The 16,186-nt window shown below is 42.1% G+C and carries 11 protein-coding genes and 1 pseudogene; 8 read left to right on the top strand and 4 right to left on the bottom strand.

Annotation, left to right across the window (positions count from 1 at the left end; translation table 11 throughout):
• Positions 1–2: 2 nt before the first annotated feature.
• The 8 genes from Q5866_RS09975 to Q5866_RS09940 all read left to right on the top strand — a co-directional run bounded on the left by Q5866_RS09975 (position 3) and on the right by Q5866_RS09940 (position 12,193).
• Positions 3–3,116, top strand: coding sequence for a M6 family metalloprotease domain-containing protein (locus Q5866_RS09975; protein ID WP_303180015.1), 3,114 nt, complete (start codon positions 3–5; stop codon positions 3,114–3,116).
• A complete protein-coding gene (locus tag Q5866_RS09970; RefSeq protein WP_141560936.1) occupies positions 3,106–3,528 on the top strand; it encodes a hypothetical protein in 423 nt (140 codons plus the stop codon). Before Q5866_RS09975 ends, Q5866_RS09970 begins: the two co-directional genes overlap by 11 nt.
• A gap of 24 nt (positions 3,529–3,552) precedes the next feature.
• Positions 3,553–5,001 (top strand): BACON domain-containing protein, encoded by a 1,449-nt coding sequence (locus Q5866_RS09965; protein WP_303180013.1) that lies wholly within the window; start codon positions 3,553–3,555, stop codon positions 4,999–5,001.
• A 93-nt stretch (positions 5,002–5,094) separates the two neighbouring features.
• Positions 5,095–8,409 carry a SusC/RagA family TonB-linked outer membrane protein gene (locus tag Q5866_RS09960; RefSeq protein WP_303180012.1) on the top strand — a complete coding sequence of 1,105 codons (3,315 nt, stop codon included), beginning with the start codon at positions 5,095–5,097 and terminating at the stop codon, positions 8,407–8,409.
• A gap of 5 nt (positions 8,410–8,414) precedes the next feature.
• Complete coding sequence (locus tag Q5866_RS09955; protein ID WP_303180011.1) at positions 8,415–9,956, top strand: RagB/SusD family nutrient uptake outer membrane protein; 1,542 nt, start codon at positions 8,415–8,417, stop codon at positions 9,954–9,956.
• 14 nt (positions 9,957–9,970) lie between these two features.
• On the top strand, positions 9,971–10,627 hold the full coding sequence (locus Q5866_RS09950) for a hypothetical protein (RefSeq protein ID WP_186975891.1): 657 nt from the start codon (positions 9,971–9,973) through the stop codon (positions 10,625–10,627).
• 34 nt (positions 10,628–10,661) lie between these two features.
• A complete protein-coding gene (locus tag Q5866_RS09945; RefSeq protein ID WP_099291739.1) occupies positions 10,662–11,087 on the top strand; it encodes a hypothetical protein in 426 nt (141 codons plus the stop codon).
• Positions 11,084–12,193, top strand: a complete 1,110-nt coding sequence (locus Q5866_RS09940; protein ID WP_292265637.1) for a TlpA disulfide reductase family protein — start codon at positions 11,084–11,086, stop codon at positions 12,191–12,193. Before Q5866_RS09945 ends, Q5866_RS09940 begins: the two co-directional genes overlap by 4 nt.
• A gap of 54 nt (positions 12,194–12,247) precedes the next feature.
• On the opposite strand, the gene Q5866_RS09935 is transcribed toward Q5866_RS09940, so the two are convergent.
• The 4 genes and pseudogenes from Q5866_RS09935 to Q5866_RS09920 form a co-directional block, all read right to left on the bottom strand.
• The gene (locus Q5866_RS09935) at positions 12,248–14,584 is read right to left on the bottom strand and encodes a TonB-dependent receptor (RefSeq protein ID WP_303180008.1); all 2,337 of its coding nucleotides are present in this window, start codon (positions 14,582–14,584) and stop codon (positions 12,248–12,250) included.
• Positions 14,585–14,671: 87 nt separating this feature from the next.
• Complete coding sequence (locus Q5866_RS09930; protein ID WP_099291742.1) at positions 14,672–15,412, bottom strand: response regulator transcription factor; 741 nt, start codon at positions 15,410–15,412, stop codon at positions 14,672–14,674.
• A 126-nt stretch (positions 15,413–15,538) separates the two neighbouring features.
• Positions 15,539–15,961 (bottom strand): GNAT family N-acetyltransferase, encoded by a 423-nt coding sequence (locus Q5866_RS09925; protein ID WP_303180006.1) that lies wholly within the window; start codon positions 15,959–15,961, stop codon positions 15,539–15,541.
• Between the two features lie 64 nt (positions 15,962–16,025).
• Positions 16,026–16,186 (bottom strand): annotated as a pseudogene (locus Q5866_RS09920) (Crp/Fnr family transcriptional regulator); the annotation flags it as partial.

The following is a 16,186-nucleotide window of genomic DNA, read 5'->3' as shown; positions in this document are numbered from 1 at the left end:
ATATGAAAGACAGGATTAGCTGTGTTAAAATCTTTTTGTTGCTTTTATTCTTGGGATGGAATGGAGTGACAATGGGCATATCGGCCCAAAGAGGGGTGTGTCATAAGGTATTGCCGGATGGAACGACTTTATCCATTCGCATGTATGGGGATGAACGATTTCATTACTTGACAACGCTTGACGGTTACGTGATCGCTCAAAAAGAGGACGGTTTTTATTATTACGTTGATTTTTCTTCGACAGGTGCGAGAGTGATTAGTGATATGCGGGCTAATGATCAGGGAAAGCGTGATTCCCGGGAGAATGCTTCTTTGACAAAACGTGCGAAGGGGTTTCCTGCTAGTTTCAAGGCGCGTGCAAAGATGCGATACGCGGAACGGGAACAAAAGGATGTTCAAAAAGTTTTTGTAGCCAAGGGAAGCCCGAAGGCTTTGGTGGTGTTGGTCGAGTTTGAGGATGTTAAGTTTGCAACGCCTTCTCCTCAACAAGCCTTTAATGACCTGCTTAATCTGAGGGGATATAGTGCTAATGGGGCCACGGGGAGCGCACGTGATTATTATCGGGATAATTCATACGGGCAGTTCGATCCTGAATTTGTGGTTGTGGGACCCTATAATTTAGGCAAGCCAATGGCGTATTACGGAAAGAACGATGATTATGGCAATGATGCGCGTATGGTGGATTTTGTTAAGGATGCCTGTCAGAAAGTTGTGGATAACGGGGGGGCGTTGAGACAATTTGATACCGATGGAGATGGGGTGTTGGATAATGTTTTTATTTATTATGCCGGTTTTAATGAAGCGGAACACGGACCGGCAGAGTCGATTTGGCCTCATCGTGCTTCTCTCGCTTTGCATAATTATACTGTGGATGGGATGAAGTTGGCTGATTATGCGTGTACTTCAGAGCTTCGCGGAAATACAGGAAATAGAATGGCGGGCATCGGGACATTCTGTCATGAATTTGGTCATGTCGTAGGTTTGATGGATGCTTATGATACGGATTACGGTGAAAATGGAGAGGGAGCAGGTTTGTTCGAACTTTCTTTGATGTCATCGGGGAATTATAATAATGACGGGTGTACTCCCCCGTGTCTTACTGCCATTGAGCGTGTGATGGCTGGGTGGTTGGAACCGGAGGAGTTGACTCGAGCCGGTAGTTATAATCTGCTTCCGATCAGTGAGAATAAAGCTTATTTTTATACGACAGATGTGGAAGGGGAGATTTTTATGTTGGAATGTCGCGAACAAAAAGGATGGGATGCATTTATTAGAGGTGCGGGGTTATTGATTTACCAAATCGATCGTTCGAATAATTGGGTGAATGGTGTTAAGGCGAAAGATCGCTGGCTTCAGAATACGATTAATTGTATTAAGGCGCATCCGTGTATGAGAATTATTCCGGCGAATGGCGTTGAGGCAGGTGGTTTTAGTAGTTCGGGCATGTTTTATCCCGGTTCGTTGAATAAGACGCAAGTGCAGCCGAAACCTTGGTCCGGTATAGAGTTGGGGAAGGGATTGTTTAATATCAGTCAACGTGGGAGTGAGCTTTCATTTGATTTTTATTTAGCGGAATCGGTTGGGATGACAGGTGTGGTTACGAATATGAAGGGAGAGCTGCAATCGGGGGTTCGTGTTACACTGAAAGCTGTGGAAGAGGTGGTAGCTAAGAGTGTTGTTCCTTTTATTGAATATGCCAGAAGCGCACGAAGTGAGAGTATTGAGACAATCACGGATTCTCGCGGAAATTATACTTTTAAGGATATACCCGCGGGAAAATATGTTGTTGAAGCGGAGAAAGAGGGGTTTGCTCGTTTTAGTACGGTGAAAGATATAATATTGACCGATAATCGTTTAGATATACAACTTCAAACACCTGCGGAGGAGCGTGCTATGAAGTTGTCCCAGAATAAGGATGAAGAGATTATGGGTTCGATACGTAATATTTCGGGAGCGGGTCCGCTTTACGTGGCGCACAACTGGACAGTGGAGGAATTGAGGGATTATGAAAATTGCAGTTTGAAGTGGGTGGATTTGGATGTGTCGAAGGCCGCCGGTTTGGAACTGAAGGTATGGCTCGATGATGCTTGCGTGTTGACCAAGTCGTTGGATAATTTTGTTTACGGAAGGTTGAATCGGATTTACCTGGGAGATGATGCCGTTATGATTCCTGCTGGTAAAACTTTAAAGATTGGTGTACGTGCCACGGGTGAAACGAACGAGATCGAGATCCCGATTACCGCTTCCCGTATTTCTGGGGGAGGAGTGATGAGTTCTAATGGAACGTCATGGGAAAAGCAGGAGATGTGTATGATTTTGTCTGCTTGGTTGTTGGAAACGGTGTGGTCGACGGGAGTGGAGTTGGATCAGAAGGAGGTGACCGTGGGAATTTTGGATACTGTGAGATTGAGTGCGAAAGTTCTTCCGGAGGACGTAACTAATAAGGCTATCGTGTGGAGTAGTTCGGATAATCAGATTGTTAAAGTCACGGATAAAGGGGAAGTTATCGGGTTGACCGAGGGGGTGGCTACGGTTACGGCTGCGGCAGCAGATGGAAAAAGCAAGATAACATGTAACGTGACTGTTGTGCAGGATATTGTTCAATTAAAAGATTTCATGATCGGACAGCGGGAAGTACGGTTGGTATGGAATGACGATAAAGAGGTGTTGAATTGGAAAATTAGGTATAAACAGCAGAAAGATAATAATTTCCGTGTTCTTGAATCGGATACGACGTTCTGTATTATCAATCAATTGTTGCCGGGTACGGCGTACGACGTGGAGATTGTGGTCCAATCGGGGGATGTTGAAACCGGAGCGTTGGTGAGCAGAAGTTTTACCACGGAGAAGATTCAAGAGGAGGTGGCTTCTCTAGCAGGCATTCGGACGGATTGGCGTGAAGGAGATTTGTATTGGCCGGTAGTGACTAATATTCAAAAGGATGTACGTCGGATCGTGTGGAAGTTGGACGGGAAAACTTTTGTGCCTACCCGGGATTTAGTATTGCCTGCCGGTTCGCATGTTTTGAGAGCGGAGGTGACGACGACTGATGGTGTGACGGAAATTCTGGTTCGTAAAATAAATGTTCAATCTAAAGCGAAGAAAGATGTTAAATAAAGTTGTATGTCCATTATTGCTAATGTGTTGTTTGCTCGGTTGTAAAGATGATGAGGTAGAGACGATGGGAGATAATGCCAAGCGTGAAAAGTTTTTACAACAGACGGTGAGTGGCGTTTATGATGGTGATGTTCCTTTGTTGATGTTCGATGAAACTAATCATCAAATGGCTTTTACGGAGGATCAAAGGGTTTGGCGAATCCAAACGGATAGTCAGGATAAATATGTTCACTGTGAATTGGCGGAAGCTCCGGTGGCGGAGGCTAAGGTGGTGATGAGCGTGAAAGCTAAAGGGGTGAATGACGTGCTTGCCGGAGAACAGGAAGGGGTAGTGTTGAAAAAGGAAAATAATAAATGCTGGCTCTGGTCGACTGCTACCGGAGTCGGTTATTTGATGCAAAATAATGAATAATTGTTGAATTAAAATCTGATGATTATGAAAAAGAATCTGATGTTAATGCTTGTGTTAAGCATTTGGGGAATGTTGTGTTCTTGTAGTGATAGTGACAAAGAACCTTCGGAAGTGCCTCTTACGGTGAGTCCGTCTAAAGTGGAGTTTACCGCTCAAGGAGGAAGTAGGGAGCTTGCCGTGGTTACGACTGCCGAGGCGTGGACGGCTTCTTCCGATGCGGAATGGTGTAAGCTCGAGCAGGCCGGCGATAAGTTGAAACTCGCGGTGGAGTCCCACAACGAGGTGGAGTTACGGGCGGCTAAGGTGACTGTTAAAGCGGAGTATGCTGTAGACCAAATTGTGGAAGTGCGTCAATCTGCAGCGGCAGAAGCTACTTTGGAGCTGTCTGCCGATGTTTTAGAATTCAAGGCTAAGACTGCGGAAACGAAGACGATAACTATTGAAACGAATCAGGCAGACGTGAAAATAGACACGAAGGATATGGAATCGTGGTGTCATGTTACACTTGCCGAGGATAAAACTTCATTGAGCGTGACACTTGATTTGAATTCTGAAGCGGCTCGTGAAACGACCTTTAAGGTGATTGCAGGTACGGAATCAAATAATGCAGAAGCCGAGGTAACGGTAAAACAAGCGGATGGTTCAATACAGATCGAGTTGTCGTCTACGGAAATAGAATTGAATTCTCTAGGGTACAGGGAGATTGTAATTGCGAATATTGATGTTAAGCAATTGAACCTTACGTCTGATGCGGATTGGTGTAAAGTTGAAGCTACGGATAACGGTATTACTATTTCTGCCACGACGAATTTCGGTCAAGATGAGCGGAATGCTGTAGTGACGGTTTCTGATGGGAAGGAAACGAGTGTGGAAGTAAAGGTATTACAAACCGGAGAAGAGTTGAAAATGGGTAGTATCTTTTACTACAAGGGAAAAGAAGTGGGGATAGTGATTAGAAATGAAAATAACCAAGTTGATGTTTGGGCGTTGGAAGAAAAGGAAGGATTGGTATGGAGTACGGAAACTAAAGCTATAGCTAATTATTTCGAATCAGGTGAAAGTATGTACAAAAAAATCAAACAACAGGAAAATTGGAAAGAAAAATATCCCGTGTTTGCCTATTGTGCTGAAATGGATGAGAAAACCGGTATGGAAGGGTGGTATATTCCTGAAGCAGATGTTTCGGGAATGTTTCCTAATCGTCTTAATGTCATATTGAACAAAAACCTAAGTGTGTTTAATAAAGTCTTGGAAGATTTAGGACAGATGCCGTACATTAGAGATAACAACAAAATTTATGCAAAATATTGGACTTGTTCAGAAGGTAGTCAGGATGGAGTCAATAATGTTTTCACTTGGCAATATACTCCTTATACTGCTGCTTATGAAACAATTAAGACTAGTGCTTTATCTGGTCGTAAAAATGATTTCAAAGAGATAATAGCGCGTTGCGTTTGGTCGTATAAGTATTAATAATGGTGTTTTTATGAAGGTGTGTTTAGAAGGGAATGGATTTTTAACACACCTTCGCTTTTTCTTTTTCAGTGTAGAATATTAAAATGGAGTATGAGTAAAAACTATGATTCCTTTTCAAGAGGAAGAGGTTGCGTTATGTTTCTTCTTTTCTTCTTGATACTCCCCGGTTGGGGGGTGTTGAATGCCACGACGATTCCTAAAATAATTCATACAGAGTCGCAACAGGTTAAGGATTCTCTGATTCATGGAGTGGTTGTCGATGAAAAGAATGTTCCCATGCCGGGAGTGACCGTGCGAGTGGAGGGAACAAAAGTGGGTACTGCTACGGATAATAAAGGTGAATTTAAGCTACGGTTACCGGGGAAAGGTGGAGTCTTGATATTTACGTTTATAGGGTTTAAAGAAAAGAAAGTTGCTTATAAAGCGGGGGCACCTCGTATGGTGGTGGTGCTTGAAGAAGATGTCGAAAGTATAGATGAAGTTGTTGTTGTGGGATACGGAACAACAACTCGTCGTAAAGCGACCGGGGCGGTTTCCGTTATTAAAGCAGAGGAACTTGAGGGAATACCTACTTCTAATATAGCTAATCTTTTGCAAGGGCGGGTTGCCGGTATGGATGTTACCAATATGTCGGGAGCTCCCGGAAGCGGGGGAACGGCTATTACTATCCGGGGGTACAATTCGTTGGATGTTGAACAGGGACGGCGCTTTTCCAACCCGTTGTGGGTTGTTGACGGGGTCCCGTTGAATTCTTTTACTTCTCCGGTCACGGGTACGAATTTATTGTCGGATTTGAATCCGGATATGATAGAGTCTATCCAAATTCTTAAGGATGCGTCTTCTGCGGCTATTTATGGTTCTCGTGCTGCTAACGGGGTTATCATCGTGACCACGAAGAAGGGAAGTAAGAACCAAAAGGCTACTTTTTCAGTCAATGCCTCCCAGACTTGGAGTATTTTACCCCAGTTGCCCACGGTTACCATCGGGAGTGCCGAGCGTCGTTTCCGGCTGGAACAACAAAGAGGGTCGATGGTGGCTTATCGGGATCCAGAAACGGGACGATATAAATATCCGACTTCTTGGAAAGAGGTATATGAAGTGGGTGGTGATGCAAAATTAGACGGTTTTTGGGAGCCGCATAGGAATTTAATTGCCAATAAAGGAAATATTTATCAAGATAGTTTGAATGCTTTTTACGCTCATTCAACTAATTTCTTCCCGATGTATTATCGCACGGGGAGAGTGACGAATGCCAATATTCAGGCTTACGGGGGACAAGAGAGAATGACTTATGGTATCGGTCTCGGGTATTATGATGAAGAAGGTATTGTGAAGGGAACCGGGTATAATCGTATCGATTTGAATTCGCAGATGAATGTTACTCCCGTGGAACGTTTTAATGTTGATTTGCGTTTCAACGCTTCTCTTGCCGGTCGTATGCGGGGAGTTCGGTCTGGGCAATTGACCTCCGTGCAGAACGTGGAAACGGTACCGGGAGATCCTTACCAGTTAAATACTTTCTTGCCGGGAGAAGGAACTGTCGTTTGGGATGAGATTATTAATCAATATCAAGGGATTCACGAACGGAATCGGTCTGTACGTTTGCGTTCTAATTTTAAACTCGGTTTGGATTTGATCGAGGGATTGAATATTTCGGCTTCACTTGCCGCGGATTATTCAATTGAAAGAAGAAATTATTTTGCGCCCGCTTCGTTGGACGTGAACGGGTGGTCGAACAGTTTGGGAGAAACGGGAATTAATCTAATGGTATTAAATGAGAACTTGATTTCTTATAATAAGATAATTGGAGAGAGTCATTCGATTTCTGCTATCGGTGGTTTTTCTTATCAATATGACCAGATAGAGTACAACGGGGGATATGCCCGGAATTCTCCCAGTGATAAGATCGAGTATGCGCCCGGTGGACTACCCGGTTTAACGATTTTGGGAAGTGGTGATTTTCAACAAACTGTTGCGTTGAAGAATTATATTTCGGACATGGAGGAGAAAACATTACTTTCGTGGTTTGCCCGTTTGGAGTATAATTATTTGCAGAAGTATTTTTTATCAGCTTCCATACGGAGGGATGGTTCGTCAACTTTCGGGAAAAATAACAAGTGGGGGACGTTTCCTGCTATTGCCGCGGGTTGGACTTTCACGGAGGAAAATTTTATGGAGTCGTTCAAAAATTGGTTCAATTTTGGAAAGCTTCGGGTGAGTTGGGGGATGTCCGGTATGCATTTTTATCAGAATTATCTGGCGTTGGGAATTATGGCCGTGGATAATTCTTCTTATTTGGGTAATCCTGTTATTACTCCGGTGTGGAATGACGGGTTGTATAATCAAGATCTATCGTGGGAGAAAACGTCCCAGTATGATTTCGGGCTTGATTTGAATTTTTTGAATTATCGACTTGGTGTTACGTTAGATTACTATTACCGGTATACAGAAGATTTGCTAATGCCTGTGCCCCTGCCGGGAAATTATAACGGTTTTCACAATCAATGGAGGAATACTGCCGCAATTTCTAATGAAGGTATAGAGTTGATGGTGGAGTATAAGTTCTTTGATCGTCCCGATTTTTTGTGGCGTATGTCGGTTAACGGGGCAAGGAACTGGAATCGTTTTGAGAAATCATACGATGGTCATGATTTGGATAATAAGATTATAGGTAAGCCTCTTAATCAGATGCGCGTGTTGAGAACGGAAGGGTTTATTAATGATCAGGCGGAAGTTCCTGTTAGTTGGAAAACAGATGGTTCAAACGGACCGATGAACGTGGGTTCGGGATATATGCAACCGGGAGATTACAAAATCGTGGATGCGAGTGGCGACGGTCATATAGATGGTAATGATTTGGTATATATCGGAAGTGCTTTGCCCTCTATATCCGGGGGAATTGTCAACGAGTTGAAATGGAAGGGATTTGATGTTAATATGTTATTAAGTTATCAGTTGGGAAGGCATATTTTGTATCCGTATGCAGTACAGTCTATTATGATGAATAATGATTACTACGCTTTGGTTTTCGATTTGGAGAAAACTACTTTCTGGGAAAAAAACGGGGATCGTGCCGATTATGCTAGATTGCAACCGGGAATTCTTGATAATCATGTGTATGATTATTTGTTAGATAGAAATGTTTCCAAGGTGAATTGGTTGAAATTGAAAACATTGACTGTTGGCTATACTCTTCCCTCTCGATGGACGAGACGTTGGTTTATCGATCAATTGAGGTTTTTTGTTAGTGGAGAAAATTTGTTGACTTGGACGAATTATATTGGTATGGATCCCGAAACTGTCGATATTACCACGGGTATTGACGGGGTGCTTACAGGAAATGGAATACAAGGTTCTTATCCCTTGGCGAGGAAGTTTACCATAGGTGTTACGTTTAAATTTTAGTGAGGATGAGAAAACTTAGTTATATTATAGGTTTGGGTATTTTGTTCGGTTGTTGGGCATGTAATGACATTCTGGATATGGATCCGGAAAATTCGGTTACTTTTTCGAATGCGATGCAAACAGAACGAGAGATTGAGGTCGGTTTGGGAACAATAGAAAAGAAAATTCGGGATTATTCGCAAGATAACCAGCGGATTAAACCTGCTCGGGCCGGACGTTTTGCTTCCAATATTTGGGGTAATAGTGAACAAACTCTTGATCAACCGTATACTTACGCTTTGTGTGATTGGGGTAATATTTATCAGATTATTGCTTCGGCTAATATTGTTTTGCCTTATATCGATCAGGTAAAAATGACTCGAGAGCGAAGGAATTTTTACAAGGGTCAAGTATATTTTTTCAAGGCATTTTGTTATTACGAATTGATTCGCAGATGGGGTGATTGTCCTTATATCGGAACTCAGGTCGAGCTTGAGCCGATTGCCAAGTCTCCTTGGACAACGATTGCGGATTCCGCGATATACATGGCGCAGATGGCTGCGGATTTGTTACCGGAATTATCGCAGGCGACAAAATGTGATGGAGGCGGGATATCGTATAAGTCGACTCCAGTCAGAGGGGCTGCCAATACGTTGTTGGCGCATCTTTGTGCGTGGAAAGCGGGATGTAAGTATTTGGCTTCACGGGATGAGAATGATTACGATGAAGACGAGTTATGGCAAAGAGCGGAAACCGCTTGTACCGATGTTATTTGGTCGGAAGAGTACGAGTTAGCTGCTACACCGGAAGAAGTCTGCACGCGGGTGTTGGTTGATGGAGGGAAAGAAGCGATTTTCGTGAGTGTTTTCCGGAATTTCTGGAATGAGGTAGGTTCTAATCCTTTTAACGTGTATGCCACGATTTACACGACTTATCCGGTGAAACCGATGGTTGGTCCCGGTGAAAATAGAGGTTGGGATGCTGTAAGTTATCAGGATGTAAAAGCAATGTACCCGGGGAAAGATCAACGACGGAATGCGTATTTTTATAAGCCGGATTCCATGAACGTGCAGGTGGTCAGTGAAGGCGGTACGCCTTTGTATCGGGATGCGTTTTTATATAAATGGAGAAAATGTGTGTTGGAGACAGCGGGGAATGATAAGGGGAAGTTCATCACGTTTGATCAAAATATGATTTGGTGGCGGTTGGCGGATGTGATTTTATTGCGTGCGGAATGCAGATGCCGTTTAGGTAATAAGAAAGGCGCGATCGATGATTTGAATACGGTACGTCGGCGTGCGGGAGCTGCTGATTACAAAAATACCGAGTATAACGGAGATTTGCAGCGTGCTATATTCAAGGAGCGGGAGAAAGAGTTGCTGTTGGAAGGTGAGCGTTATTTCGATATTATGCGCAATAATTATCGAAAACTTGATTTGAGGGGAAATTTTGTCACCTTGGATGATCAGGATTTTGTTGACGGTGCGTTCTGGAATGCTGTCGGTTCGGCGGCTTTTGCGAGGAATACATTGATGAGACAGAATACGTTTTGGTTGAAAAAAATGTAGAATTATAAAGGTGTATGAAAACGATGTTGAGATATATTGCAATATGTATTTTGTGTGTCTGTTGTTTTGCCTGCACGAAACAGGATGTTATAGACACGGGTATTTCTTCTCCTTATTACGAGGGGTCGGTTATGGATTATCTTCGGGGGGATCATTACAATTTTGGTATGACGGTCGAGATGATCGAGCGTGCCGGACTTGTTGATTTGTTCGAGGGAATGGATGCGGATTGTCCGGAAATTACTTTTCTGGCGTTTAAGACACATACGGTTTATCTTTATTTGTTGCGAAACGATTTGGATAGTGTGCCTCAACTTAGTTCTACATTTTGTAGAAACGTGGTTATGCATCATGTGATCCGGGGAAAGCATCTTAAACAAGAGATGGGATACCGGAATCCCGAGGTTAATTTCACTGATGGGGAGTTACCCGCGGAGGAAATCGGCGGTAGTGTGTTTACGACGTTGGATGGAGGTGAAGTGTTGATTTACCGGGAGAAGACGGATTACGGGGGCATACCGGATATGGGACCCGAGTTTATGTATAGCTATTCTTTGACGGATAAGAAGTATTGGCCTGTTGCCACTCCTGATATCCAGCCTGTCAATGGGGTTATTCACGCTCTCACGGAGTATTATCGTTGGGATTATAAAATGGCGGAATGGCAGTAAGTAATATGATGGATGAATGTAAAAATTAGATAATATGAGAAAATTATTAGGAATAGTTCTGTTATTACTTGTCTACTGGGGATGTCAGGATATTACGGTAGGTTATCTGGATGTAAAAAATGCGGCATACAATCCGGATTCTTTGGTCGTACGTATTCATTTGGACTCCACGGGTATAGATGCACAACGTGTTAAAACGGGACAGCCTTGGATGAGTTACCAGATAGAAGGCGTGGAAGGTACGAGACCGATTTTTTTTAGTGTTCGGGATGTTGTGGCTTTTGATGGTGATAAAGATAGCATGTTGAAATGGTTGTCTGTTAGAAATGATGGAACATTTATGATTCCGTTAGAACATCAAATTGCTCCCGGACGCTACCTCATCTCTCTTGATTTTGAAAACGAAGGATATAAAAAGTTTAAAGATGCGGTGTTTACTGTAATTGTAAAAGAAAAATGATGAAATTGAAACAGATTATTACGTGTTTGATTTTCGGTTCGCTTGTTGTTTTAATGGCTGTTCAGCAGAAGCCGGGGTTTGTTATTGAAGGTTATGTTGATGCTCCCAAGGAGGGAACGATGTTACTTATTACTTTAAACGCCAGTGATACTTTTGCGAGGGCTCCTATCGTGGACGGTCGTTTCCGGCTCACGGGATCCGTTGATTCCATTATCGAGGCAGCGTTAATTCCTGAAGGGTGTACGATGGGATCTTTACCGCTTTTCCTTGAAAATAGCGAAAATAAATTTGAAGTTTATTATAATCGGACGAATGATATTTTTTCCAGTAAGGTCACGGGAGGAGGTATTCAAGATATTGCGGCTAAATTCTTAAGCCTTTCTTTGGGTTTTAGAATTAAAATGGATGCGGTAGCCAAGGATATTCAGCGGGCTCAACAGGATGGAAAGCAAGAAGATCTAGAGCGTGCCGCTCGTCGTTACGGGCAATTGAAAGTTCAAGCGCGACGGGGTGAGGACTCTTTGTTGAATGTGTATAAAGATACTTATGTCGCGGCTTATTTGTTGTTTACCAGAAGCAGGCATGATCTCGATTTGTTGAAGGCGGAAAGTCGGGTGTTGGGATCAAACGCTTGGAACACGACTTACGGTAAATATATCAAGTCGATGTTGACGCAATACGAGAAGTTGAAAGTTGGGGAAACGGCACCTGATTTTTTCGCGTACACACCTGATGGAGAATCGGTATCTTTGTATGATGTTAAAGGTAAGGTGAAGTTGTTGTATTTCTGGGCTTCTTGGAGTGGAGATTGCCAGAAAGAAGGTTCGAAATTACTAAAACTTTATGATGAATTTCATGACAAAGGATTGGAGATTGTCGGTTTTTCCATGGATCTTAGCGAGAAAAGGTGGTTGGGGGCTTTAGAACGGGAACAATATCCTTGGATTCAGTTGATTGATAAGAAGAATCAGGGTAAGGCTTCAGATTTGTATGTAGTTACATCAGTTCCGAATATATTGCTTTTGGATGAGGATAATAAAATTGTGGGGCGGAATTTGCAGGATGAAGTTCTTCAGGCGGAATTGGAAAAAAGATTAGGAAAATAATAGTTGTAAGTAGAGTTCCCGGGAAGTGAAACGGGAACTCTACTAGTATAAAATCTAAAATTCTATTTTATAACTAATATTCGGTATTATATTCGCTTCTCTTTCAGCCTCCACCTGACGCGTGATATAATTATACCTATGCCCGTAATAATCCTTGTATCCGGTAATATTCAGTACTTTGGCCGCAACCTCATGTGACACTTTTTTCTTGTTTATTTTATAACTTATTGTTAGATGTCCGAGCAATACCGGGGCTAATTGTTTAGAATAAGGTTTACTCTCGTCATGAATTGCGTCTTGTTGTTTTAAAGAAACGATTTCATTAATCGGGGAATACCTGTCACCACCTTGAAATGTTGCTCTGGCATTTATCCCCAGTATATTCTGATGATTTTCACCTAGCATCCATTCTTTCCCCGCGAGTAAATTGAGTACGAAATTACGATTATAACGGGTATTATACCATTCACCCCTTGTTGTCTTGTACCGGGAATTGAATATGGAAGTTGTTATCATGTAATAATCCCCGTGTGACATATATTTCTCGAATGTGATATCAATCCCGTAATTAAGCCCTTTCCCCGTGTTAATAAGTCTTTCCGACAGAAACCAATCATCATTGCCTTGTAAATTAATAAAAGAGTAGGTGCTGTCGGGCAAAACCGGAACATCATATAGATATTGTATATAAGGTTCAATTTTTAAATGTTTATTTTCTCCAATATTCCAATCATAACCTAAAGACAAATGATGCGCTTTCGTGAAATCAAGGTCTTTATTTATTTTTTCCCCTTCTTTTTCCGTGAAATAATAATTCAGCATTTCCAAACGGCTGTGCATGCCATAAGCCAAAGAGTATGCTTGGTTGGGCATAAATTGACATTTCAGGCTCACCCGCGGTTCAATCGTGTAATTCCCGTTGAGGGTAAAATATTGTGCGTTTATCCCGACATTCACGCTCCATTGGTTTGTAAACCGGAACGTGGAAGAGGAATAAGCGGTAAGCAAAGAACTGAATCCCGACTCATCAGTTAAAGTTTGTAATTCTCCTCTTGTTTTTTGCGCGTCTTGCATGAACATGTCATATTTCAACCCGGTAATTCTGAAACCTGTTTTATTTGTATGATGTTCACTGTATCGCTTTTGGAACGCGGAGGAAAGCACGAAGTTCCAGTTGGTGTTTTTTATGACGTTTTTCGGTACAAGTAACACATGTTCATTCATTCGTTCCGTGTGCATATCCAACCCGCTAACGGTCAACGCTATTGTTGTTTTCAAGAAAGATGTCTTGTCAATATTTATCTTGTGATTGACTCCCAATGCCCCGGCGTATTGTTTCACGTCTTGATTTTCCATATCTTGCTCGTATTGCCATTTGCTTTTATCTTTCTCCGCTATGGTACCCGAGTGGTCAATTAACCCTATTCCCCATGCGGAAAAAACTCCGGCCTTACGGGTTGGGAAAAATAATTTGAATGACAGGTCTTGATAGTCCGTGCCGTCCGCGTCTTCCGGTTGCAACGGTGATAATAATGCCAGCGTGGAATAACGGTAATTAAAGAGATAGGAACCGTCGTATCCTTTCGTGAAAGGTCCTTCGGATGCAGCCTCGATACCGAGAAAACTAATCTGCGCGGTATGTTCATGTCGTGTGTTATTGCCATTTCTAAGATACATGTCAAAAACACCCGATAGGGCGTTGTTGTATTCGGCAGGAAAAGCTCCGGTAAAAAAATCGGAGTTCCCGAGAACCAGACTACTTAGAGCTGTCAATCCTCCACCGCCGAAACTCGTGACGTCTGCAAAATGGTTCGGGTTGGGTATCTCGACATCTTCCATGCGCCATTGTAGAAACTTGGGTGCGTTTCCCCGTATCGCGATGCCATTATTTCCCACGTTTGCCGTTACTCCCGCGAACGAGGATACCAGACGTGCCGGGTCATCCATCCCGCCCGCGTAACGGCTTGCTTCTTCCACGCTCAGCATACGCCCGCCCGCTATAGCCATGCTGTTAAGAGGTTGTGTTTTATTGATGCTCGGTTTGACTGTTATTTCGCCCAATTCCATTAAAGTTTCCTGCAAACGGATGTCAAGAATTATTTCTTTGGAAGAACTGACAAGAATCTCTTTCACGGTAACGGTTTCATACCCTAGACAACGTACTTCTATATTATGTCTTCCCACCGGTACGTTCGGCAAAGAAAATCGGCCTGCCGTATCCGTGGTGGCACCGATGACGGGAGTAATATTAAGCAACATGACAGTCGCGTAAGGAACAGGAGTGCCACTATTTTTTTCGGTGACAGTTCCTTTGACGGTCTGGTATGATTGCCCGTGCGAGAAATTGAAAAATAGAGTATTCAGCAGAATAACAATACAAATTTTCTTCATGGCTTCAATTGCATTAAATTGTTTTTAAGAATTTTGATGCAAAATTACCCGGCTCTCGCGGCGGTTACAATACTGATAAATCAGTAATCACGTATCCAGTAGGCCTAATGTTTGAGCGTATTTAATCGCTTCTATGGAATTGTTCACGTTCAGTTTTTCAAGTATTCGTTGCCTGTGAGTGTTTACCGTGTGTATGCTGATGTTTAAATATTCAGCGATTTCCTTGCTTAGCTTTCCCCGTTCTATCCATTTCAATATCTCTATTTCCCGTTGTGACAAAATGGTGTCTTTATCGAAATATTTGTCTAGCGGGGAAAATATATCTCCTGTTTTGAAATTGACCAGTTGGGAATTGACTTTTGAAAAAGGGGATTGATTGAGGGAAATATCAACAATGCTTAAAGACAACCAGATATTACCCCTTTTGTCTATTTCCAGAATTTGTATTTGTTCGGTAATTCTTTTGTATTTACCGTTAATCAAAGTTCTGTATTCCCGAATCAGTTTACTGTATTTCGTGTATTTATTGTGCATGAAAATATGCTTCATCGCGGCAATGCCGTTTTTCAGGACTTGTTCGTAATCATCGGGATGAATTTGCACGCTCGTGTATTCCCCGTTTGAATTTTTGAACAGTTCTTTGTGATACGATGATTCGTAAACATGGCATTTTTTATACATGTCGAAAATCGATACCGCGCTTCCTGAAAAAACAGTTGATTTTGATAAAACCGAAATATGTTTATCCAGAATGTCATAATCCAACTCTTCTTTATCGAAATGCTGGGATTTCAACAATTCGAGGTATTCTTTTTGAAGGTTATCCATAGAATTGACTATTATGTTTTTTTCAAGCGTAAAAATAGTAATTCTCGTGTAAAAACAACTTTTAGGCTTCACTTCAAAACACGCCTCTCGCCCGTGAGGTCAAATATTCAGGTATAATATTGAAGGCTACAACTGCATGTGTAAAATAGGATATTCTTTACCTTCTCCGTCTAAGCTTGACCTTTTGTATACGCTAAAGCCCATATGTTTATAAAAACCGACAGCTTGAATATTTTGCTCGTTCACATCGACTTTAGTTATTTGCAAATTATCTATGGCATAGGTAATTAATTTTTTCCCGATACCCGTGCCTCGATAATTATTGTCGATAAATAACATCTCAAGATTTCCTTCAGCGATTCCCATAAACCCGATTAAGATACCCTCTTGTTCAAACCCGAATAGTGTGACATGCTGAAAATATACCGGAAGGTGTTCTTTATAGTATAGAAAATCTTCCTCTTTGAGAAAATCATGTGTACTCAACACTGCACTTTCCCAAATTTCCATCAAACGCGGATAATCCGTAGCTTTTATTTTTCTAATCATAACTGTACTTTCGATTTAAGGTTGTAAAGTTCGGAACTTGTATATTCAAAACACTGAACCCAAGTTAAGAAATACGTTTACGGATTCTGCTTAGTGCTTGCGGTGTGATACCCAAGTAAGAAGCTATATCTTTTAATGGTATATAGTTTAATGTAATGCCATATTCTTCAATCATCTGTAGATAATACTGTTCAGGAGAATATTTAATCAAGTCGATATTTCTTT

The organism is uncultured Butyricimonas sp. (genome assembly GCF_959596855.1).
GTDB lineage: Bacteria > Bacteroidota > Bacteroidia > Bacteroidales > Marinifilaceae > Butyricimonas > Butyricimonas muris.
This window is presented reverse-complemented; position numbering and strand designations above follow the sequence as displayed.

What these genes read in the sequence shown, in the direction of transcription:
- Q5866_RS09965 (WP_303180013.1), top strand. Translation starts at nt 3,553, where the DNA reads ATGAAAAAGAATCTGATGTTAATGCTTGTGTTAAGCATTTGGGGAATG.
- Q5866_RS09975 (WP_303180015.1), top strand. Translation starts at nt 3, where the DNA reads ATGAAAGACAGGATTAGCTGTGTTAAAATCTTTTTGTTGCTTTTATTC.
- Q5866_RS09930 (WP_099291742.1), bottom strand. Translation starts at nt 15,412, where the DNA reads ATGGATAACCTTCAAAAAGAATACCTCGAATTGTTGAAATCCCAGCAT.
- Q5866_RS09935 (WP_303180008.1), bottom strand. Translation starts at nt 14,584, where the DNA reads ATGAAGAAAATTTGTATTGTTATTCTGCTGAATACTCTATTTTTCAAT.
- Q5866_RS09955 (WP_303180011.1), top strand. Translation starts at nt 8,415, where the DNA reads ATGAGAAAACTTAGTTATATTATAGGTTTGGGTATTTTGTTCGGTTGT.
- Q5866_RS09960 (WP_303180012.1), top strand. Translation starts at nt 5,095, where the DNA reads ATGAGTAAAAACTATGATTCCTTTTCAAGAGGAAGAGGTTGCGTTATG.
- Q5866_RS09950 (WP_186975891.1), top strand. Translation starts at nt 9,971, where the DNA reads ATGAAAACGATGTTGAGATATATTGCAATATGTATTTTGTGTGTCTGT.
- Q5866_RS09940 (WP_292265637.1), top strand. Translation starts at nt 11,084, where the DNA reads ATGATGAAATTGAAACAGATTATTACGTGTTTGATTTTCGGTTCGCTT.
- Q5866_RS09925 (WP_303180006.1), bottom strand. Translation starts at nt 15,961, where the DNA reads ATGATTAGAAAAATAAAAGCTACGGATTATCCGCGTTTGATGGAAATT.
- Q5866_RS09970 (WP_141560936.1), top strand. Translation starts at nt 3,106, where the DNA reads ATGTTAAATAAAGTTGTATGTCCATTATTGCTAATGTGTTGTTTGCTC.
- Q5866_RS09945 (WP_099291739.1), top strand. Translation starts at nt 10,662, where the DNA reads ATGAGAAAATTATTAGGAATAGTTCTGTTATTACTTGTCTACTGGGGA.